This is a genomic window from Flavobacterium sp. (genome assembly GCF_965262375.1).
Lineage (GTDB): Bacteria > Bacteroidota > Bacteroidia > Flavobacteriales > Flavobacteriaceae > Flavobacterium.
The window spans coordinates 970,633-991,017 of the sequence record NZ_OZ253527.1 but is presented as its reverse complement, the minus strand read 5'-3'; the positions used below and the strand labels follow the sequence as shown (position 1 = coordinate 991,017).

The 20,385-nt window shown below is 34.9% G+C and carries 18 protein-coding genes; 5 read left to right on the top strand and 13 right to left on the bottom strand.

Annotation, left to right across the window (positions count from 1 at the left end):
• Positions 1-41: 41 nt before the first annotated feature.
• From recO to gdhA, 4 genes are all read right to left on the bottom strand, one after another.
• Entirely contained in the window at positions 42-755 is a 714-nt protein-coding gene (recO, locus tag ACQY29_RS04610) for a DNA repair protein RecO (RefSeq protein ID WP_428224072.1), read from the bottom strand.
• Complete coding sequence (locus ACQY29_RS04605; protein WP_428224071.1) at positions 756-1,748, bottom strand: acyltransferase family protein; 993 nt, start codon at positions 1,746-1,748, stop codon at positions 756-758. It abuts the gene before it with no gap.
• Between the two features lie 3 nt (positions 1,749-1,751).
• Entirely contained in the window at positions 1,752-4,040 is a 2,289-nt protein-coding gene (locus tag ACQY29_RS04600; protein ID WP_428224070.1) for a T9SS type A sorting domain-containing protein, read from the bottom strand.
• Between the two features lie 133 nt (positions 4,041-4,173).
• Positions 4,174-5,517 (bottom strand): NADP-specific glutamate dehydrogenase, encoded by a 1,344-nt coding sequence (gene gdhA / locus ACQY29_RS04595; protein WP_428224069.1) that lies wholly within the window; start codon positions 5,515-5,517, stop codon positions 4,174-4,176.
• A gap of 195 nt (positions 5,518-5,712) precedes the next feature.
• Between gdhA and ACQY29_RS04590 the strand changes: the two genes are divergently transcribed.
• Positions 5,713-6,516, top strand: coding sequence for a THC0290_0291 family protein (locus ACQY29_RS04590; protein WP_428224068.1), 804 nt, complete (start codon positions 5,713-5,715; stop codon positions 6,514-6,516).
• A 66-nt stretch (positions 6,517-6,582) separates the two neighbouring features.
• On the opposite strand, the gene ACQY29_RS04585 is transcribed toward ACQY29_RS04590, so the two are convergent.
• The 4 genes from ACQY29_RS04585 to ACQY29_RS04570 are packed head-to-tail and all read right to left on the bottom strand — an operon-like array spanning position 6,583 to position 11,010.
• A complete protein-coding gene (locus tag ACQY29_RS04585) occupies positions 6,583-7,731 on the bottom strand; it encodes a cystathionine gamma-synthase (RefSeq protein ID WP_428224067.1) in 1,149 nt (382 codons plus the stop codon).
• A gap of 36 nt (positions 7,732-7,767) precedes the next feature.
• Entirely contained in the window at positions 7,768-8,223 is a 456-nt protein-coding gene (locus ACQY29_RS04580; RefSeq protein ID WP_428224066.1) for a DinB family protein, read from the bottom strand.
• A 14-nt stretch (positions 8,224-8,237) separates the two neighbouring features.
• Complete coding sequence (locus ACQY29_RS04575) at positions 8,238-8,675, bottom strand: acyl-CoA thioesterase (RefSeq protein ID WP_428224065.1); 438 nt, start codon at positions 8,673-8,675, stop codon at positions 8,238-8,240.
• A gap of 34 nt (positions 8,676-8,709) precedes the next feature.
• Positions 8,710-11,010, bottom strand: coding sequence for a helix-turn-helix domain-containing protein (locus ACQY29_RS04570; RefSeq protein ID WP_428224064.1), 2,301 nt, complete (start codon positions 11,008-11,010; stop codon positions 8,710-8,712).
• A 73-nt stretch (positions 11,011-11,083) separates the two neighbouring features.
• Here ACQY29_RS04570 and ACQY29_RS04565 point away from each other — a divergent pair, with 73 nt between their 5' ends.
• Together ACQY29_RS04565 and ACQY29_RS04560 are read left to right on the top strand one after the other, a co-directional pair.
• Positions 11,084-11,440, top strand: a complete 357-nt coding sequence (locus tag ACQY29_RS04565; RefSeq protein ID WP_428224063.1) for an arsenate reductase family protein — start codon at positions 11,084-11,086, stop codon at positions 11,438-11,440.
• Positions 11,433-12,344 (top strand): DMT family transporter, encoded by a 912-nt coding sequence (locus ACQY29_RS04560; RefSeq protein ID WP_428224062.1) that lies wholly within the window; start codon positions 11,433-11,435, stop codon positions 12,342-12,344. The genes ACQY29_RS04565 and ACQY29_RS04560 overlap by 8 nt, the downstream gene beginning before the upstream one ends.
• Positions 12,345-12,381: 37 nt before the next feature.
• Here the strand turns inward: ACQY29_RS04560 and ACQY29_RS04555 are convergent, their stop codons facing one another.
• Entirely contained in the window at positions 12,382-13,923 is a 1,542-nt protein-coding gene (locus ACQY29_RS04555) for a glycine--tRNA ligase (RefSeq protein WP_428224061.1), read from the bottom strand.
• A gap of 73 nt (positions 13,924-13,996) precedes the next feature.
• A complete protein-coding gene (locus ACQY29_RS04550; RefSeq protein ID WP_428224060.1) occupies positions 13,997-14,773 on the bottom strand; it encodes a hypothetical protein in 777 nt (258 codons plus the stop codon).
• 142 nt (positions 14,774-14,915) lie between these two features.
• Between ACQY29_RS04550 and ACQY29_RS04545 the strand changes: the two genes are divergently transcribed.
• Complete coding sequence (locus ACQY29_RS04545; protein WP_428224059.1) at positions 14,916-15,599, top strand: ComF family protein; 684 nt, start codon at positions 14,916-14,918, stop codon at positions 15,597-15,599.
• Between the two features lie 70 nt (positions 15,600-15,669).
• Complete coding sequence (locus ACQY29_RS04540; protein WP_428224058.1) at positions 15,670-17,268, top strand: Ig-like domain-containing protein; 1,599 nt, start codon at positions 15,670-15,672, stop codon at positions 17,266-17,268.
• A 59-nt stretch (positions 17,269-17,327) separates the two neighbouring features.
• Here ACQY29_RS04540 and ACQY29_RS04535 read toward each other — a convergent pair whose 3' ends face one another.
• The 3 genes from ACQY29_RS04535 to ACQY29_RS04525 are packed head-to-tail and all read right to left on the bottom strand — an operon-like array spanning position 17,328 to position 20,385.
• Positions 17,328-18,098: a nitrilase family protein gene (locus ACQY29_RS04535; protein ID WP_428224057.1), complete on the bottom strand. Its 771-nt coding sequence runs from the start codon at positions 18,096-18,098 to the stop codon at positions 17,328-17,330.
• Positions 18,099-18,107: 9 nt separating this feature from the next.
• The gene (locus ACQY29_RS04530; protein WP_428224056.1) at positions 18,108-19,259 is read right to left on the bottom strand and encodes a polysaccharide deacetylase family protein; all 1,152 of its coding nucleotides are present in this window, start codon (positions 19,257-19,259) and stop codon (positions 18,108-18,110) included.
• A complete protein-coding gene (locus tag ACQY29_RS04525) occupies positions 19,222-20,385 on the bottom strand; it encodes a tetratricopeptide repeat protein (RefSeq protein WP_428224055.1) in 1,164 nt (387 codons plus the stop codon). Before ACQY29_RS04525 ends, ACQY29_RS04530 begins: the two co-directional genes overlap by 38 nt.

Sequence of the window (20,385 nt, the reverse complement as noted above, 5' to 3'; positions counted from 1 at the left end):
TAAATTTAGGGCGGCAAAAGTAATTTAAAATAAAAAAAATACTACAAAAACACAGTTCGAAATATTTCTACAGACTTAGGCTTGATAAAACCATCAATATGACAGTTGTAATATTTAAAAATTAAATTTAAAATCAATGTACGCTGATCACGACTAATGTAGATATCATTAGAATGCCATTTAGTAACTAAAAATTGTTTAAACAATAAAGTACCAATTTCATCGAGTGTATTAGAAGATGGAAATGAAACAAAATTACCTTCTACCAAATCAAAAAAGGGTAAATTTATACAATTTAAATCCGGATAAAAGCCTAAAAATTTCGATAATTCAATCAAGAAAAAAAGATGAAAATTAGCGATATTATCATGTGTATCCAACCATGTTAAACTCGTTTCAAAAAAAATGTAGAGCGAATCGTTTGCTTCTTCTTCACGGATGATTGTATGTAAAATTTCGGCTAAAAAAAGCACTATGGTTCCCTTTACCACATCAAAAGGAATAGTTTGATAAGGAACGGCTATTTTGACTTCTTTAAAATATTCTAACCCTCCTTTATTTTTATGATTTGCCTCAATTTCAAGAATACTCAAAGGTTGAAAATAAGCAATGCGTTGACTGTTTTTCTTACTTGAAAAAGCAGAAGGCACAAAATAGCTAACAATTCCTTGACTTTGTGTGAAACATTTCACAATCAAAGATTTTTCCTGATACCGAAGCGCACTTAGTACTATGGCTCTAGTTTTTACCTGCATCTACAATCTATTTAAAAAGCGTTTCTCTATCAGGTGCCAAGATAAATAGGCACAAGTATACACTAACAGTAACATAAAAATTAGCACTAGATAAGGATTGTATTTCTCAAAAAGTTTGTAATGTACCAACACCTGAATAATTGGAAAATGAAACAAATAAATTCCATAGGTATAATCAGCTTTTTTACTAAAGGACTCGGTAAAAGGAAGACTATAAGCCAAAAATAGAATGATGACACCAAATGCAAATGGGAAAATAACCGAAAAATCGAAATAAGTGAATTGCAACACTAAAAGAAGCACGCTTATCATCAAATAACGCCATTTGTGTTTGATAAAATATTCAAAGTTCATAAAAATATAAATCCCAACTACAAATAAGGATAACTTTCCTGGTAACTGTTTTTCAAGCAAAGGTTTGTCAAAAATCTCTAGCATTACATAGGAATAAGCAATTGAAAGGACATAGATTAAGAATAGACCTAAATTTTTGTTTTTTAGTTTAGTTAAAAACAGAAATAACAAAGGTAATATTAAGTAAAACCCTTCTTCAATTTTCATAGTCCATAAAGATCCATTGATAAAAGGATATGGGTTTTCCAAAAACACACCTGGTAAAACAGGTTGCATAAAGTTTAGAAAAATTAGATTCCAAAACGTGTAACTATACGTTTCTTTGGAAGAAAAATAAGCAGTAAAAGAAAGTGTACTAAACAATGAGAGAAAAAGTACAGAAAGCAATATCACAACGACATAAGCAGGTAAAATTCTTTTAGTGCGTTTCATAAAATATACCTTAAGATCTGGAGTTTTAGACAAACTCTTAGCAACAAGAAATCCGCTAATTACAAAAAAACCACAAACCCCAAGATAAGATTCGCAAAACGTTCCAAGCCATGATAAATCTTCACTCTGACTTAATTCTACCAGATGCGCTAACATAATGACATGCGCCATTACAAATCTTAAAAAATTAAAACTATTCTTCTCCAAACTTTACCTAACAATCAATAGTTTTCTATATGTTGTATCCTCTCCATCTTTATCAGAAACCAAAACCAAATATACTCCTGAAGAAACTAATTGCTTAGAAAAAGAACGCGTATCCCACTCCACAGTCCCCCCTTGCGAAATAGCTTCGAAGACTAAATTCCCTTCAACATCCGTCACTTTAACATTGCTCTTATCTTTGAGCCCTGTAATTTTTACAGTATCTTTATGTTCAGGTCGGTAAGGATTCGGGTAAATAAAGGTTTCATCATAATTTGCAGTCCCCAAGGTTGCCATTCCTTTATAAGAAACCATTCCTTTTGCCGTTACAAAATAGACTTCACCTGTATGTCCATCAATCTCTATATCGTCGACCACATTACTAGGAAGTGGGGAATTTTCTTTAGTAAAATGCAATTTAGTAATTTGACCATCGGCAGAAATCAAAAAAACGCCTGAATCTTCTACAGAAACCCATTTGTTGTTAGCGCCATCTACTTCAATATCTAAAATATTTGATTGATAAAATAATTCCTGAGCTAACGAGTTTTCGAGTATGATAATCTGTTTCGTATCTAGTGCACTATCTGTTAAATAAGAATTAACATTAGGAAGCACTCTAATTCCTTGAAAAGTACCCACCCAAAGCTGGTTATTCAAATCTACCGCCAAACTTTTTACATGTTCATGTGGTAAATTTCCTTTACCCTTTTGGGTACCTAAGACGATATATTTATTATATCTTTCATTAAAAGCTACTAAACCATTCCTGAACGTACCTACCCATTTCGTTCCGTTTTTATCAATAACAATTTCTGAATATCTATCATTTTTAGGATTATTGGTTTGATTCAAAAACGAATAACTCCCCCATTGCCCATCTTTTTTTAACACAAACAAACTTTTTTGTTCCCCTAAATTTGTCATCCATAAATTTCCATCTGCATCAAAACTAACGGGATTTAAAAAACTAGTATTTTTAATCAATTCGTCAGTTAACACACTATTGCTTGAATTAAAAAGAGCTACCGCAGAATCATCCTTCATTTTCAGTAGACCACTGTAATATGAAGAAATAAAATACTCGCCCTTTTTTTTAGGATCAAAAGCGACACTAGTTAAAGCACGCGCTTGGAGCAAATTTTCAAAAGAAATATGCCTCCATAGCCCATTTTCCAGCTTACTAATTCCATATGAACTTGGACCACCACAACAATAAGTAAAGGCGTTATACGACACATTATACCCCCCATAAACAGCCACAAGTGTTCCGTCTGATTTTTCAATTCTAAAAATTTTATTTCGCTGTGGTCCATTAGGAGTTAGGTCAATAACCGAATTATTTTGAAGCACTGAAATCCTTTTCAATCCATTCGCCTCGGTACCTATATACAATTCGCCACCTCGCATCAATGCACTTACAAAAGGAGCTTGCAATTCTAGACTTCCGTCGACTCTTTTTAACAAAACCATTTTTTCATCAAAAACATAAACAGAGTTTGCCGCAGTAAACACGATATAACCTTCCGTAAATTTACAGTCAATAGCTGTAGATAATAAAGTAGTGATATATTTTAAATTATTATTAGCCTCTAATTCATACACATTGGCTGACGTATCAGAAACAATTATTTTTCCATTTACATTAGTTATACTAATCCAGTTTCCTGCTTGAACTACCGACCATTGATTATAATCAACTAAAAAAGGGTTAGTAATCAAAGCACTCAGAATTCCCTGACTTCTACTTATTGCATAAATCTTATTATCCAAAATAGTCGTTTGAAGCACTTCTGCTATTCCACCTCCGGTACCAATAAAATACGTATCGCCTAATTGATTTGTCTGCAAATCTAAAACAGTAATTCCATAATCCGTTGAAAAGTATAAATTACCCTCATACTCTAAGATATGGTTTATCTTCTTTTTATCGGCAGGGATAGTTGTTTTATCCACGATACCCAACAAATAAAAAGTTGAGCCGTCGGTTTCATTCACAATCACAACTAATCCGTTTTGATAGGCTACAATGGTTTTATTATAGCGCTCGCTATGGTGAATTTTACTAATTGTTTCCCCCGAAAGACCTTCAATAGTACTGAATTTGTGAGTTACATTTGTAGTAACATCTAAAGTATAATAGGCATTTTCAGCTGCAGTAAAAACCGTATTACCACTTAAGTCTAAATCTTTTGTATTGGCATAAGAAAAATAGCCCGTCCAACCCTTGGACGACTGACTATAGCTAGTAATAGAACAAAAAATAAAAACAAATAGCGCAAACTTATTCATCATAATTTAGCAAGAATTTCTACTATTTTTAATATTCAAAAGTATAAACTAAAAACGAAACCTTTATACTTTTGGTATATAAATAAAAAACGTCTGAAAAATCCAGACGTTTTAATTATTGTTTCAAGGAAATAAATTATACTACACCTTGCGCTAACATAGCATCAGCAACTTTTACGAAACCAGCAATGTTTGCACCTTTTACATAGTCAACAAAACCATCAGCATCTTTACCATAAGTAACACATGCTTCATGGATATCGCTCATAATGCGTTGTAATCTTTGATCTACTTCTTCTCTTGTCCAGCTTAAACGTAAAGAGTTTTGTGACATTTCAAGACCTGAAGTAGCCACGCCACCTGCGTTAGAAGCTTTACCTGGAGCGAATAAAATTTTGTTTTTGATGAAAATTTCAACAGCTTCTGGAGTAGAAGGCATGTTAGCACCTTCAGCTACACAGATACATCCGTTACTTACTAACAATTGTGCTTCTTCACCGTTTAATTCGTTTTGAGTTGCACATGGTAATGCGATATCACATTTAACTTCCCATGGACGTTTTCCTTCAACGAATTTTGCATTTGGATATTTCGCTACATACTCATTGATTCTTCCGTAACGCTCGTTTTTGATCTCCATGATGAAAGCTAATTTTTCAGCATCGATACCATCAGCATCATAAATGTACCCTGAAGAGTCAGAAGCAGTAACTACTTTAGCTCCTAATTGTGTAGCTTTTTCGATAGCGTATTGTGCTACGTTACCAGAACCAGAAACTACCACAGTTTTACCTTCAAAACTTTGACCTTTAGCAGCTAACATATTTTGTGCAAAATATACATCCCCGTAACCAGTAGCCTCAGGACGGATTAATGAACCACCAAAAGTAATTCCTTTACCTGTTAATACTCCTGTAAACTCGTTACGTAATTTTTTGTATTGACCATACATATACCCTACTTCACGACCACCTACACCGATATCACCAGCTGGAACGTCAGTATCCGCACCAATGTGACGTGCTAATTCTGTCATAAAAGCCTGGCAAAAACGCATGATTTCGTTATCTGACTTTCCTTTTGGATCGAAGTTAGAACCTCCTTTACCACCACCCATTGGTAATGTAGTTAAAGAGTTTTTGAAAACTTGCTCAAAAGCTAAGAATTTTAAGATACTTAAATTTACTGAAGGGTGGAAACGTAACCCTCCTTTATAAGGACCAATTGCAGAGTTCATCTGAATACGGTACCCTTTGTTCACTTGTGTTTGACCTTTATCATCTACCCAAGCTACACGAAACATCATTACGCGCTCTGGTTCAACCATACGCTCTAATAACATTTTCCCTTGGTATTTAGGATTTGCTTCAATAAAAGGTATAACTGTTTCTGCAACCTCTCTTACTGCTTGTAAGAACTCAGGCTCATTAGGATTGTTTTTTGCAACTGCTTCAACAAAAGCTTCAATACTTTGTGACATAATGTTTTAATTTTTACTACGTTTTCTAACCGAAACGTTTTTTGTTTGGTGGAGCAAATATACAGCTATCTAGATTATTTACATAACAAAAAAATCACAAACTTTATTCACTTTTTTTAATAAAAACTATTTTTTCTTTCGAAGAGAATGTTGTTTTTATATATTTGTTCTAGATTGTTTTAAACAAATAAATATATGTCTAAGAAAGTAACCCTTATAGTAATGTTGATTTTTTGGAAATCTACATCTTTACTGGCGCAATTTGGTTTTTCACATGAAATAGGCGCCATTGCTGGGCCAGTTGCCTTTCAATCAGATTATGGTCAAAGAAACAATCTTGAAACAAATTTAGGAAATACTGGTATAGGTGTGGGTTTAATACATTATTTAAACTTTTCTTATAGAGCAGATTGTAACTGTTATACTCCAGAAACTTATTTTAACGATCATTTTAAGGTAAGAACCGAACTTTCTTACAATAAAACTAAACTAAACCATTTCGGTCATTGGGCAGATAAAAACTCTGTTGACGGGGAAAAGTTAAGAGCTATGCAAGGGTCTGCTTCAGTAACTAACTTAGGAATGCAACTGGAATACTACCCGTTTAGCATCCGAGATTTTGCTTCTGCACCAGGATCTTTAGCACCTTTTATAAGCGTAGGTGCACAGTATAATTTTTTCAAACCAGAGGTAAGCACTTCATACGGAGATGGAAGACTTTTAAACCCAAATAACATTTACGCAAAATACTGGGATCCTTCAGAGGGAAAACCACACGGCTTTACGAATGACAGTGGAAGCACTTGGTCAGTAGTTGCGAGTGTAGGAACAAGGTATAAACTAAATTTATTATCTGATTTAATGGTAGATATGCGTTGGCAATATTTCAACAGCAACTGGGTAGATGGTTTAAACCCTAATCCTGCAAAATACCCTGAAAACCGCGCGAATGATTGGCTATTTTGGTTAAACTTTGGATACATTTATTACTTAAATTAGAAAATGATATAAAAAAGCCTGGAAAATGAATTTTCCAGGCTTTTTCATTTAAACTATTTTCTCCTATCAATTAAACGCTTGCTTTAAGTCTTCAATTAAATCTTCTACATCTTCAACCCCAACACTCAAACGTACTAAATCGTCAGAAATACCAATTTCTTTGCGTTTGTCTTCAGGGATAGAAGCATGTGTCATCAAGGCCGGGTGATTCGCTAAGGATTCAACACCTCCTAAAGATTCTGCTAAAGTAAATACTTGTAATTTCTTTAAGAAATCGATAGCATCTTGTTTTTCACCTGATTTGAATGTGAAGGTTACCATACCACCAAAACCACCAATCATTTGCTTTTTAGCCAATTCGTGGAATGGATGACTCGCTAAACCTGGATACAAAACTTTGTCAACTTTAGGATGCGTTTCTAAGAATTCAGCAATTTTAATCCCGTTTTCGCAATGACGTTGTACACGTAAATGCAAGGTTTTAATCCCTCTTAAAACTAAAAAAGAATCATTAGGTCCTAAAGTTGCTCCCGTAGCAAATTGTTGGAAATGCAATTGATTACCCAACGCTTCATCTTTGACAATTAAAGCACCTGCAATAACATCAGAGTGACCTCCTAAGTATTTCGTAGCCGAATGCATCACGATATCAGCTCCTAAATCCAATGGTTTTTGCAAATATGGCGTCGCAAAAGTATTATCCACGGCTAAAAGCAAGTTGTCGTGTTTTTTACAAATTTGAGCGATAGCTGCAATATCCGCCAATTTCATCAATGGATTCGTAGGTGTTTCTACCCAAACCAAACGGGTGTTTGTGTTGATTAAAGATTCAAATTTTACTAAATCATTCATATCCACAAAGTGGAATTTAATTCCAGATTCTTTGTAAATACGGGTAAACATACGGTAAGTTCCACCATACAAATCGTCCATGGCAATTACCTCATCACCTGCTTTTAAGCCACGCAATACGCAATCAGTAGCAGCTAAACCCGATGAAAAAGCTAAACCACGTGTTCCATTTTCGATACTTGCCAAGGCGTTTTCCAAAGCTGTACGCGTAGGATTAGCCGCACGACTGTATTCGTACCCATTATTAGGTTCTCCAGGATGGTGCTGTGCAAAAGTTGATGTATTATATACAGGAGGCATTACAGCACCTGTGCTTGGGTCATGTTGCTGACCCCCGTGTATTGCTTTAGTATTAAATTTCATGGTATTAATTTTTGAGTACAAATTTAAAGATTAAAATCACAAAAATTTCTTAATCTTTAACATAAATCCAAGGTGCGTGCCTTCGTGAAAATTGTTAAACGTAATAGCATCGTCCACCGAGCCTAAATGAAATCCTGTGGTTGTGGTGAATTCTTTGTAGTTTTGAAAAACACCATTGGCATAATCAGTTTTAGTTTTAGCGATGGAATCGATTAAAATTTGTTTAATTATTTCTATTTCTTCTCTAGACGTATGGGCGTTAGGCACTGAACCGTTACGGTATTTTTCAAACAATTCCTCCGATGCCAACATGGGTAATCCAGATAACTTATAAACTAATGCTTGCTGCACCACAGCCACATGTCCTATATTCCAAATTAAATTATTATTCAACCCATCAGGTATAAAATTGAGTTGCTCAAGGGTGTAGGATTCTAAAAACTTCAAATAGACATTCCTACTGGTTTCCCAAACTTTAAAGGTTTCTTTCATATTTTTAGTAGTGTTTAAATCAAAATAAAATCATCGGTTTTCGGAAAAGCATTCATAACTTCCTGAACAATTTCAGGTGTAGGATTCGCTAATTTCCGAATACTGGTGTCCATCCAAGCGCCATCGACAGAGATAATCGCGCACAATTCATCCTTTTCATTTTTCAATTCATGTACAATAGTCCACCGTGAGGCATCAGGTTTCATTTTTCCAATTTTCGTACTAATGGTAATGGTGTTTCCAAGACGAATCTCTTTTCTAAAAACACATTCTTCACGAAATAAGATAGGCCCTATATGATTTTCTTGCATGACTCTCAAGGTTAATCCTTGCTGTTGCAGCACTTCTACACGATGTTGCGCCCCGAAATCATAATAGGCACTGTGACGCATGTGAAAATTAGGGTCTAAATCTGACCAACGAATTGATATTTCTTTTGTGAATATTCCCATAGCTATTGTTTTATTTCAAGTATTCAAACTGAAATCATTCTTTATCTTTTACAGGTTCTAAAGTTGCTTTATACAATCGCAACTCATCCCAAGTAAATTGCTCTCCAAACTTTTCTTTTAATTCGCCCAATCCTTCATTAGCATACCCTTTAAAAGCTTCTTCTAATTCCGAAATCTTTTCAGGAGATAATATATCCGCCAACGCCATATCTCCTTTTGCAATCAATTTAGAAAAATGATTATAAATTGTTTGCGGAGTCAACTTTCTAATTTCAGCAATCTGGTGAATGGTTTTATTTTGTTTCCACAGCTCAAAAGTCGCATCCGTAGTAGGCTTTTTGGGTTCTTTTTCTTCCGCTTGCTTTTTCTTAGCTTTGGTTTGTCTGCTGAAATCAGTTGCGGAACCATCATCAATAAAACCGTTAATTTGTTTGAATTGCTCTGACAGCGAAGCAATTTTATTGATTTTATAAAACCTACTATCGTCCGACTGCATACTCGTTTTAGTAGGCAGTTGCTCTTCCAAAGTATTTTTTAACAACAAACGGATTTTCTTCAAACTTAAAATACTTTTGAGCAAGGTTTCTTCCAATTCGAGTAATTCATCAATAAAGGTTTTGACCTTTTTTAATTGTTTTACTTCAACAATTTTCAACAAAAGTTCCCCAAACAAGCGGTCTAACGTGGAAAAAAAATACGAATAGCCTGCTTCGCATCGTTCTTGTAAATATACTAGGTCCACCGTGGCAACATTGGCAATCTTATATAATTGTTGTATAAATTTTTGTGCCGTTTCGGATAATTCGGCCAACACTTGAACTTGTTTTTCCACCCACGGTCGAAATTTCAATTTAGGCGAATTAGGCAATTCCTCGTTAAACGAAAAAAGAAAATTACGCCAAACTTGCGTAAGCTGTTGGGTATTGAATCCTTTAAGGATTTCCGAAAACAAATATTGTTTGGTCTCCACAGTCAAAGTAGAGGCTAAAAACGCTTCATCCGCTTTCGTTTCGGCGTATTGAAGTACCGAGCGGTCCGATTCGATACCGTTCAATTGCATAGGACGTAACAATGTGAGTCCCTCTAAACTTCGCAAGCGAGACAAGGCTACATACGCCTGCCCTGGAGCAAAAACTTGCGACACATCTAACACGGCTTTTTCAAAAGTCAGTCCTTGACTTTTATGTACCGTTATCGCCCAAGCCAATTTTAAAGGATATTGGCTAAAGGTTCCTAATACTTTTTCTTCAATTTCATTGGTATCTGAATTTACCTCATAAGCAATGTTTTCCCAAACATATAAATCTACTTCGATGGTTTTCTTTTCTTCTGGAAATTCCACCAATACTTCTTCTTTTGATAACGATTTGACCACGCCAATTTTACCATTGTAATAACGTTTCTCCATCGAAGCATCGTTTTTGATAAACATGACTTGAGCCCCCACTTTCAATTCCAATTGGGCTTCTAAGGGATATATTTTTTCTGGAAAATCGGCAACAATTTCTGGTTTATAAAAGACACTCTTGGCTTCCAAAGCTTCCAAGGCTTCTACATTGATAGCATCGGCTTTGGCATTATGCGTCGTAACCACTATAGTTCCCGATTGTTTTTTGATATCAAAATTGGGATGCACATATTGATTTAACACCGTAACATCTTCTGGAGTAATGGTATTGTTGCGTAAATTATTTAAAATAGAAATAAACGCACTATCATCTTGACGGTAAATTTTATCGAGTTCTAGGTACAGCAACGGATTCTGCTGAATGACTTTTGCATTGAAAAAATAAAAACCTTGGTAATATTTATGCAATTCACTCCATTCTTCTTGTTTAATTACGGGGGGAAGTTGCCACAAATCACCAATAAAAAGCACTTGCACGCCACCAAAAGGCAAAGCCGATTTTCGAATCGATTGAAACACAAAATCGATAGCATCCAAAACATCAGGACGCAACATCGAAACTTCATCGACAATTAATAATTCCAAATTTCGGAGTACTTGTTTCTTGGAACCACTCATGCGCGATTGTCGAAACAAATTGCTTTTACTCGCAAAAAGATAACTCCCATTGGAAACTTCTTCCTTAGTATAATCAGGAATAAAAGCTGAAAAAGGCAACTGAAATAAGGAGTGAATCGTAACCCCTCCAGCATTTAAGGCCGCAATACCCGTGGGAGCTACCACAGCGGTGTTTTTGTGTGAAGTGGCTATAATTTCTTTAAGCAAAGTAGTTTTTCCTGTACCTGCTTTTCCTGTTAAAAAAACCGACTTATGCGTCTGATTTACAAATTGCAGGGTAAAGCGAGCGATTTTAGATATATTTTCCACGTGGCGTATAATTTAGACTATCAAAAATACAAAATTATCTACGAGACCTTTTTATTTTTGCAAAAAAGAATTTATGAGAAAAATATATTACCTAAAGACGTGTAGTACCTGTCAGAAAATTTTGAAAGCCCTTCCGCAATTAGACACTTTTACTTTACAAGATATAAAAACCGAGCCTATTACAGTAAAGCAATTGGAAGAAATGCAAGCGTTAGCAGGTTCGTACGAAGTACTGTTCAGCAAACGAGCGACTTTATACAAGGAAATGGGATTGAAAAACGAAACGTTGACAGAAGCAGATTTCAAAAGATACATTTTGGAACATTACACCTTTTTATCCCGCCCCGTTATGCTAATTGACGGTCGAATTTTTGTAGGCAATAGTGCCAAAACCGTTGAGGCAGCTCAAAATTTCTTAAATCATGTCTAAAAGAGCTTGGGCATTACTTGCTGCATGGTCTGTTGCCTTAATTTACGGAGTTACATTTACCATTGCTAAAGATGTAATGCCAAAACATATAGATGCTTTTGGTTTCATCTTTTTACGTGTGGGTGGTTCGATGCTCTTGTTTTGGCTGGCAACTTTATTCGTAAAAACAGAACGTATTGAAAAAGCCGATTTCCCTCGAATAATGGCAGCTTCATTTTTTGGAGTGGCTTTCAATATGCTCACTTTTTTCAAGGGATTAAGCTATACCTCTCCTATAATGGGTGCTGTACTGATGGTTACGACGCCTATGATAGTTTTAGTACTTTCTGCAATTATCATGAAAGAGCGCATGGAAAACCGAAAAGTAGTCGGTATCTTATTAGGACTCGCTGGTACAGTTACCCTCATCCTTTATGGAAAAGCTAAAATAAATGCTCCTAATGCTACTTTAGGAAACTTCTTAGTGTTTGTCAATGCTGTTTCTTATGGGATTTACCTGATTATTGTCAAAAAATTAATGGACAAATACAACGCTTTTTCATTTGTAAAATGGATTTACTTTTTTGGATTTCTAATGGTTATCCCCTTCGGTTGGCGCGAATTTCAGTTGGTAGATTGGACAATGGTTCCTAGCAGTGCTTATTTAAAAATTGGTTTTGTAGTTATTTTTTCAACCTTTCTGACGTATTTGCTCAACTTGCTTTCCATGCGTGAATTGAAACCCACCACGGTGGCGGTATTTATTTACCTACAGCCTTTTTTTGCTTCTATATTCGCTATTGGATTGGGTAAAGATGAACTAAGTTGGGTGAAAATAGGTTCTGCTGTTTTGATTTTTATTGGAGTGTATTTGGTTACTCAGAAAAGAGAAACTATAAAAGAAAAAATCCCAAATTCTAAATAATTGAATTTGGGATTTTATATTTTTCTGTTGAGAGCAATTACATTTTCATCAACCAGTTTCTTACTGAAACTTCATTATTGATAATGTTTCGTAATTCTGAAATAGATACTCGATCTTGTTGCATCGTATCACGGTGACGAATGGTAACCGTTTTATCTTCTAAAGTTTGATGATCCACGGTAATACAGAAAGGAGTTCCTAAAGCATCTTGACGACGGTAACGACGTCCAACTGCATCTTTTTCATCATAAGCCACATTGAAATCCCATTTCAAATCTTCTACTATTTCTTTAGCAAGTTCTGGCAAACCATCTTTTTTAACTAACGGTAAAACCGCAGCTTTAGTTGGAGCTAATACACTTGGCAAACGTAATACGGTACGAGTAGAACCATCTTCTAAGGTTTCTTCCTGTAATGCTTTTGAGAAAACCGCCAAGAACATACGATCTAAACCAACTGAAGTTTCTACTACATAAGGCACATAACTTGCATTTTCTTCGGTATCAAAATACTGTAATTTTTTACCAGAATGCTGTTCGTGTGCTTTTAAATCAAAATCCGTACGTGAGTGAATACCTTCTAACTCTTTAAATCCAAAAGGAAAATTAAACTCGATATCCGCAGCAGCATTAGCATAATGTGCTAATTTTTCATGGTCATGAAAGCGATAATTTTCAGCTCCCAATCCTAATGATTTATGCCATTTTAAACGTGTTTCTTTCCAATATTCGTACCATTTCATTTCCTCTCCTGGTTTTACGAAAAACTGCATTTCCATCTGTTCAAATTCACGCATACGGAAAATAAACTGACGCGCCACGATTTCATTACGGAAAGCTTTACCAGTTTGCGCAATTCCAAAAGGAATTTTCATACGTCCTGTTTTTTGAACATTCAAGAAATTCACAAAAATTCCCTGAGCCGTCTCTGGACGCAAATATAAGTCCATAGCGGTATCTGCAGAAGCACCTAGTTTAGTTCCAAACATTAAATTAAACTGACGTACTTCGGTCCAATTCTTAGACCCTGATTCAGGACAAGCAATTCCTAATTCTTCAATTAGAGCTTTAACATCGGCTAAATCACCACTTTCTAAACCACGAGCCATACGCTCAAGAATCTCTTTTTTCTTACCTAAATATTCAACAACACGAGGGTTAGTAGCTACAAACTGAGCTTCATCAAAAGCATCTCCAAAACGTCCTTTAGCTTTTTCAATTTCTTTTTGCGCTTTTTGATATATTTTTTCGCAATAGTCTTCAATTAAAACATCGGCACGATATCTTTTTTTGGAATCTTTATTATCAATTAATGGATCATTAAACGCATCTACGTGCCCAGAAGCTTTCCAAGTGGTAGGATGCATGAAAATAGCTGCATCAATACCTACTATATTTTCATGCATTTGTACCATTGATTTCCACCAATAGTCACGGATATTCTTTTTTAACTCCACTCCGTTTTGAGCATAATCATAAACTGCGCTCAAACCATCATAAATTTCGCTCGACGGAAATATATATCCGTACTCTTTTGCATGCGAAATTACATTCTTAAATAAATCGTCTTGTTTTGCCATAGTGTTGCAAAAATAAAAAAACGGATTTAAAAAAAATCCGTTTTTCAACCTTATAATTGTAATTTTGAAAAAGTTATTTGAGTGTAAATACCGAATTTCCAATTAAATTAATACCTGAATAGATATTTAGTTCATAATCTCCTTTAGTCATGACGACTTTATTGGGATCAACAAACACGCAAACATCTAATTCTTCATTGTCATAATACACATTTGTCTTTGCACTATAACGCAGCAAACTTTCTTTTGTTTCAAAAACATCAGCTGTTTTAGAAACCACCTCGCCAGCTGGATTCACGATTTGAATGTACAAATCTTTGTTCCCCTTTATCGCTGCGCGATTTTCTAAAAGCGTAAAACAAACTTTCAACTGCTCCAGTGCATTTAACCGTTTGGCTTCTAAAATATTATTACCAACTATCTTTACACCATCGGCAGTAATATTAGTCGCTGTCAAATTTTTTGAAATAGCAATAATTGACTCGTTATCATAATTTTTACGATTCAATTCTTTATTTCTATCGCGCAATACCTTGATTTCTTCTAACAAGTCATTCTTATCAACGACAGCATTTTTTAAAAGCGCAACTAAAGAATCTATTTTTACCAAATCTTTTTTCATTGATCGGTAAACAATTTGACTCTTAATCCCCCCAATTTCTTTAGGTTTTTCAATCCTTTTTTGGCTATTTTTAGTAACAGGTATCGATTCTAATAAAATACCATTTTTTTCTAATTCATCATCATAACGGTTCAAAATTTCACGCAACTCATTACTGTATGTTGCTTGATCCACTTTGCGTTCTTCGACTAGTTTAATATTTTTTTCAACACTTTGATAATACTTCACTCCCAAAGTTGCGACAATAGAGAGCAAAGCAAACGAAGTTAGTTTGTAGGTTGTTAATGAGGATCTTATCGACATTTCTTCTATTTGTTAGGCTCTGCTAAAATATTTTATTATATTTATTTATAAAAATATAATCGACGAAATGCTTAAAAATTTGATTAACCTATTTTTTCCAAAAAGCTGTTTGGGGTGTCAAGGCTTACTTTTCGAAACGGAAGAGCTGATTTGCACAAGCTGTCGTCATCATTTACCACTCACTTATCATCACGAACAATCAGAAAACGAAGCATATAAAAAATTTTACGGTAGACTTCCTCTTGAATATGCCTTATCTATGTTTTACTATCACAAAAAAGGGATAGGACAACAATTGATACATCATTTAAAATACAAAGGAAATCAACAAATCGGAACGCTGTTAGGCAATTGGTATAGTTCCATATTGCTTGAAAAAGGATATTTACAAAATATTGACTACATCATCCCCGTACCGCTACATTCGAAACGCTTGAAGGAAAGGGGTTATAATCAGATTCATTCCTTTTGTGAAGCTTTGTCTGCGAATTTACAAATTCCCCTAGAAAAACAATTGCTGATTAAAACAGAACACACCATTTCACAATCTAAAAAAAACTTAAACGAGAGAAACCAAACGCATCAGCATACGTTTACTTGCGAAAACACCAATCTATTTCACAACAAGCATTTCTTAGTAGTCGACGATGTACTAACTACAGGTGCGACTTTAGAGGCTTGTGGCAAAGCAATTCTAACAATTCCCGAGAGTAAGATTAGTATCCTTACGCTAGGTTTTTCGCAATCTTAAATAAAAGTTGTTATTTTGTAGCTGATTTGCCCACGAGGCAGTACTATTTATGGACAAAAAAATACAACTGATGAAAAACAAAAACTTCGTTTTAATCATCCTTTTTATATTTACTTTTCTGGGTTGTGCCAAAAGAGGTTCTATTACTGGTGGTGAAAAAGACATTACCCCCCCAAAAATTGTGAGCTGCTACCCTAAAAACTTATCCACAGATTTTAAAGAAAACAGTGTGAGAATTACTTTTGATGAATATATCAAAATTAAAGATTTAGATAAAAATCTAGTAGTTTCACCTTTGATGAAAAACCAAATTACCGTTACACCACAAGGGGGAGTAAGCAAACAAATGGTTATCAAATGGAGAGACACCCTTAAAGCCAACACCACTTACAGCTTTAATTTTGGCGAAAGTATTATAGACAACAATGAAGGTAATGCTTTTAAAAACTTAAAATATGTTTTTTCTACTGGAAAAACTTTAGATTCTTTAAAACTAAACGGAAGCATTACAGATGCCATAGACAAAAAAATTCATACCGGAATAAATGTTATGCTCTACGAAGTAGATTCAAAATATAATGATTCTATTGTTTTTAAAGAAACGCCACGTTATTTAGCCAATGTTTCTGATAGTACTGCAACATTTACTATCGAAAATATTCAGGAGGGCAAATACCGTTTGCTTGCACTAAAAGAAACTTCAAAAAATTACAAATATGATGCTAAACGTGATAAAATAGCTTTTCACAGCGAAATTATCACTATACCCACCACCAATCAATACACGCTAAAATTATTTAAAGAAAAAAACAAGTTTAGCACTAAAAAACCCCAACAAGCCTCTGGGAACAGAATATTGCTGCCCTACGAAGGTAACGGTAAAAACATTAAACTTTCAGCCTTATATAAAGGCTCTGAATTCCCTATTCGTTATTCAAAAATAATGGATAAAGATTCGTTACAAATTTGGACCAAACCTATTAAAAACGATTCTTTAATTTTGAATATCAAAAATGACGACTATTCAAAATCATATACGGTTAACTTTAGAGATTTCAAAAAAGACACTTTACATCTGAGTTCTAAAACAACTACTTTAGGACTGAAGGAAAATTTTAAAATCAAAACAGCAACACCATTAGAAAAATGGGATTTAGCAAAGTTTAGTTTAACCAAAAAAGGAGGAGCAAAAGTTGCTTTCAAACCTTTATACGATGCATTCAATCAGAATTTTGAATTAGTTTTTGATAAAGAAGAAAACGAAAAATACGATTTAAAAATTATGCCTCAAGCCATAGAAGATTACTTGGGACAAAAAAACAAAGACACGCTAACCTATCAGTTTTCAACCAAATCATTAGCGGATTATGGTAATTTAAAATTAAGTTTAAAAAATGTAAAATCTTTCCCGCTCATCGTCGAATTGACTGATAATAAAGGAAAAGTAATGTACCAACAATTTGTAACTAAAGTACCCGAAGTTAGTTTTGACCTTATTGAACCTCAGAAATACAACATCCGTGTGATTTACGACACCAATAATAATCAAGAATGGGACAGTGGCTCTTTTATTGAAAATCGTCAGCCAGAGGCGGTTTACCATTTTCCTACCGAGATAGATGTCCGAGCCAATTGGGATGTGAATCAAGATATTGATTTAGGAAAATAATTTTTTATTTCCGATTAACGATTTCAGAAGTTAAAATTTCTGAAATCGTTAATCTAAAATCATCTGTCATAAATTTCAAATTGGTCTATATCATTCAGAAAATTCAAACAACTTCTTGTTTCCAAAAGTGCTTCTTTATCCAAGGTTACTAATTGCACATCTGAAGTTTCAAAAGGTTCAACCATATAATTCCCAAGATAATCTACCACTTGCGAATGTCCTACGTATTCCAGTTGACTGCCATCAGTACCTATACGATTAACGCCTATCACATACGAAAGATTTTCTACCGCACGGGCGCGCAATAAAATATCCCAAGCTTGTACTCTTGGTTTCGGCCAACTGGCTACATAAATGAGTACATCATAGTTTTCGACATTACGTGCGAATACTGGAAAACGTAAATCGTAACAAATTTGGAGACAGATTTTCCAGTCTTTGTATTCTACAATTACTTTTTCTTTACCCGCAGTAAAAACAGCTTCTTCTTTTGCCAAAGTAAACAAGTGACGCTTGTTGTAATACTGCATACTCCCGTCAGGATGCACAAAAAGCATACGGTTGTAGTAATTCCCTTCTTCTTCAATCACCACGCTTCCTGTAATCGCACAGGCATTTTGTATAGCTAGTGTTTGCATCCATTGCACGGTCGCACCCGTCATGGTTTCGGCAACCGCGGAAGGATTCATAGTAAAACCCGTGGTAAACATTTCTGGCAACACGATTAAATCAGTAGCTTCTTGAATAGCATTGATTTTTTCTTCTAAATGATTTCGATTAGCTTGAGGATTTTCCCAAACTAAATCAGATTGTATTAAGGCAATTTTCATTTGCATCTCTTAAATTTCATTAGGTTGCATCCATTGTATTCCTGAACCTTTAAAATAATTCAGAATATACGGTACTGCTGTTTGTGCTTTTTCATGAACATCGTGGAAAAGCAAAATCCCTCTTCGCCACAATAACATCAAACTTATTTGTCTGTCAGCCACTTCCCTAGCGGTGATATGTGCATTCCAATCTTGCGAATCGATATTCCACAAAACCACTTTAGACTGCGTAGCTCCCAAACTTTTAGCTAATTCTTCTGTTCTTTGACCATACGGCGGGCGAAAATATACGGGTTTATCAGAATCGGTCAATTGTTGAATTAAATCACTCGTATAAGTAAGTGAAGTTTTCCATTCCGTCAATCTTTGGTGTGAAACATGTGTTTTTCCATGAGATGCCAACAAATGACCTTGATATAAATTTTGAATTTGTTTATCCGTCTGCATTCGTTTTTGTAAGGCGTCACCAAGAACAAAGAAAACACCTTTTTGATGTTGCTCATTCAGGACTTTAACCATCTTATCCGTATTCCCATTTTTTACCGTTGGCCCATCATCAAAGGTTAATAAGAATTGCTTTGCAGGCAAATTAAAACCATTGATTTCATTTTTTGCCATCAATCCTATTTCACTCGTAATTCTAGGGTACAAAGAGGCTAAACGACATTGCTCATACAGATATTTATCATAAAAATCCAGACTGGCTTGATACCACGCTTTCAAAGCAGAAGGCATTTTTACTTCTGGATGTATTTTAGCAACATCTTCCCATGTATTGATTTCATTTATTGCAATCAAATCTTGAAGCGAAGCTTTCGTTAACGCCTTAAAATTAGCTAGAATGATTTGCTTTGTTTTTGTTTCCCATTCCCGAACGGAAGTCACCGATACTTTTTTCAAATCAAGTTTTTGTTGCAATTCGGCTTCATTAAGTCCTTCATAAGCTTTAAATGCTTTTGAAAAAGCTATCATTTCGCACTTGGATGCCACATCAAAATTATGCGCACTATGGATAGGATACGGCCATAAAGCCCTATCTATTTTTGCAATTTTATCGGGTCCGTTACTTGCCAAACAAAAATTCGTCAGCAACAAGAATCCAATAACTATTGTTTTAGCAAGCTTATAAACGTTGTTGCACTCTGCTAATCGCTTTGTCATACACTGGATTTTGTTTGTGTTGTTTAGCCAATTTATAATTCTCTAATGCTTCCTGGAAATGATTTTTCGCTTCATAAATACGAGCAATATTATAATAAGAACCAGCTTTCACCGTATTAGCCATAGCGCCATTAGCTAAGGCAATCGCTTTACGATTTGCCCATAAAGCCTCTGCTTCTCTCCCTGATTTTTGAAATACCAATCCTAAATTGCTATAAAACAATCCTTCTGTAGGATTCAATTCGATAGCATCCTGATAATAACCTATCGCAGTTTCATAATTCCCTGCATGGTATTGTTCTTCACCTCTTTTATTAATTTGTTTTGCGGTTGCAACATCACCGGCAGAAACCACTGTTTGCTGTTCTGAAGGGCGGTATTCACGTAGTATTGAACGTACCCCTTCCCAAGACGAAGCATCTCTGTAATCATTAATATCAACTAAATTTCCATTTTCATCAATGATAAAAGGAATCCAAACGGTTCCTACTTTACCTGCTTGTGGCGTATAGGTTTTGATTAAAGTATTTCCAATGTACACATATACTTTTGCTCTACTGATGTTGGCCAAATTTGCATTATTTGGATTATCCTTATCAGAAAAATTATGCACCGCATACACATACTTTTTACCTTGTAATTTTTTAGAAATAGTGATGGTTTCCGGTCCAAAACTGTCTGTGTCGTCCACATCTAATTTTGCATTCACCGCATCCATTTGGTAATAACACACGTATCCTCCTTGATAAGACAAGTGCGAATCAATATCCAACGGTCGTTGTCCCCAACTTAACACGATACGCATTCCGTCTAATTCAGTCATAAACGGGCTGATGGCATAAGTTAAACCTCCACAAGGACATTTAGAAACCAAGGTGGAATACCCTTCTTTTTTAATAATAATGGTTAAGTCATTGGTATTTCGAAATTCCTCTGGAATCATCACTTTTCCAGCCGAATTGGTCATTCGTGTTAAGGAAGTTTCACCATTTTTTTGAAAGATAACTTGAGCATTCGGAATCACTTTATCTTTTACCACGGCACTCAACACAAGAATTTCATTATTGTTTTGTGCTAAGAAAGTTTGAACAATAAAAAATAGAGCAATACTTAAAATTTTTTTCAT

Excerpts from the sequence above, each read along its gene's own strand:
- ACQY29_RS04535 (WP_428224057.1), bottom strand. The coding sequence starts at position 18,098 with ATGAAAATTGCCTTAATACAATCTGATTTAGTTTGGGAAAATCCTCAA.
- recO (WP_428224072.1), bottom strand. The coding sequence starts at position 755 with ATGCAGGTAAAAACTAGAGCCATAGTACTAAGTGCGCTTCGGTATCAG.
- ACQY29_RS04540 (WP_428224058.1), top strand. The coding sequence starts at position 15,670 with ATGAAAAACAAAAACTTCGTTTTAATCATCCTTTTTATATTTACTTTT.
- ACQY29_RS04530 (WP_428224056.1), bottom strand. The coding sequence starts at position 19,259 with ATGACAAAGCGATTAGCAGAGTGCAACAACGTTTATAAGCTTGCTAAA.
- gdhA (WP_428224069.1), bottom strand. The coding sequence starts at position 5,517 with ATGTCACAAAGTATTGAAGCTTTTGTTGAAGCAGTTGCAAAAAACAAT.
- ACQY29_RS04585 (WP_428224067.1), bottom strand. The coding sequence starts at position 7,731 with ATGAAATTTAATACTAAAGCAATACACGGGGGTCAGCAACATGACCCA.
- ACQY29_RS04575 (WP_428224065.1), bottom strand. The coding sequence starts at position 8,675 with ATGGGAATATTCACAAAAGAAATATCAATTCGTTGGTCAGATTTAGAC.
- ACQY29_RS04545 (WP_428224059.1), top strand. The coding sequence starts at position 14,916 with ATGCTTAAAAATTTGATTAACCTATTTTTTCCAAAAAGCTGTTTGGGG.
- ACQY29_RS04600 (WP_428224070.1), bottom strand. The coding sequence starts at position 4,040 with ATGATGAATAAGTTTGCGCTATTTGTTTTTATTTTTTGTTCTATTACT.
- ACQY29_RS04580 (WP_428224066.1), bottom strand. The coding sequence starts at position 8,223 with ATGAAAGAAACCTTTAAAGTTTGGGAAACCAGTAGGAATGTCTATTTG.
- ACQY29_RS04590 (WP_428224068.1), top strand. The coding sequence starts at position 5,713 with ATGTCTAAGAAAGTAACCCTTATAGTAATGTTGATTTTTTGGAAATCT.
- ACQY29_RS04555 (WP_428224061.1), bottom strand. The coding sequence starts at position 13,923 with ATGGCAAAACAAGACGATTTATTTAAGAATGTAATTTCGCATGCAAAA.
- ACQY29_RS04525 (WP_428224055.1), bottom strand. The coding sequence starts at position 20,385 with ATGAAAAAAATTTTAAGTATTGCTCTATTTTTTATTGTTCAAACTTTC.
- ACQY29_RS04565 (WP_428224063.1), top strand. The coding sequence starts at position 11,084 with ATGAGAAAAATATATTACCTAAAGACGTGTAGTACCTGTCAGAAAATT.
- ACQY29_RS04560 (WP_428224062.1), top strand. The coding sequence starts at position 11,433 with ATGTCTAAAAGAGCTTGGGCATTACTTGCTGCATGGTCTGTTGCCTTA.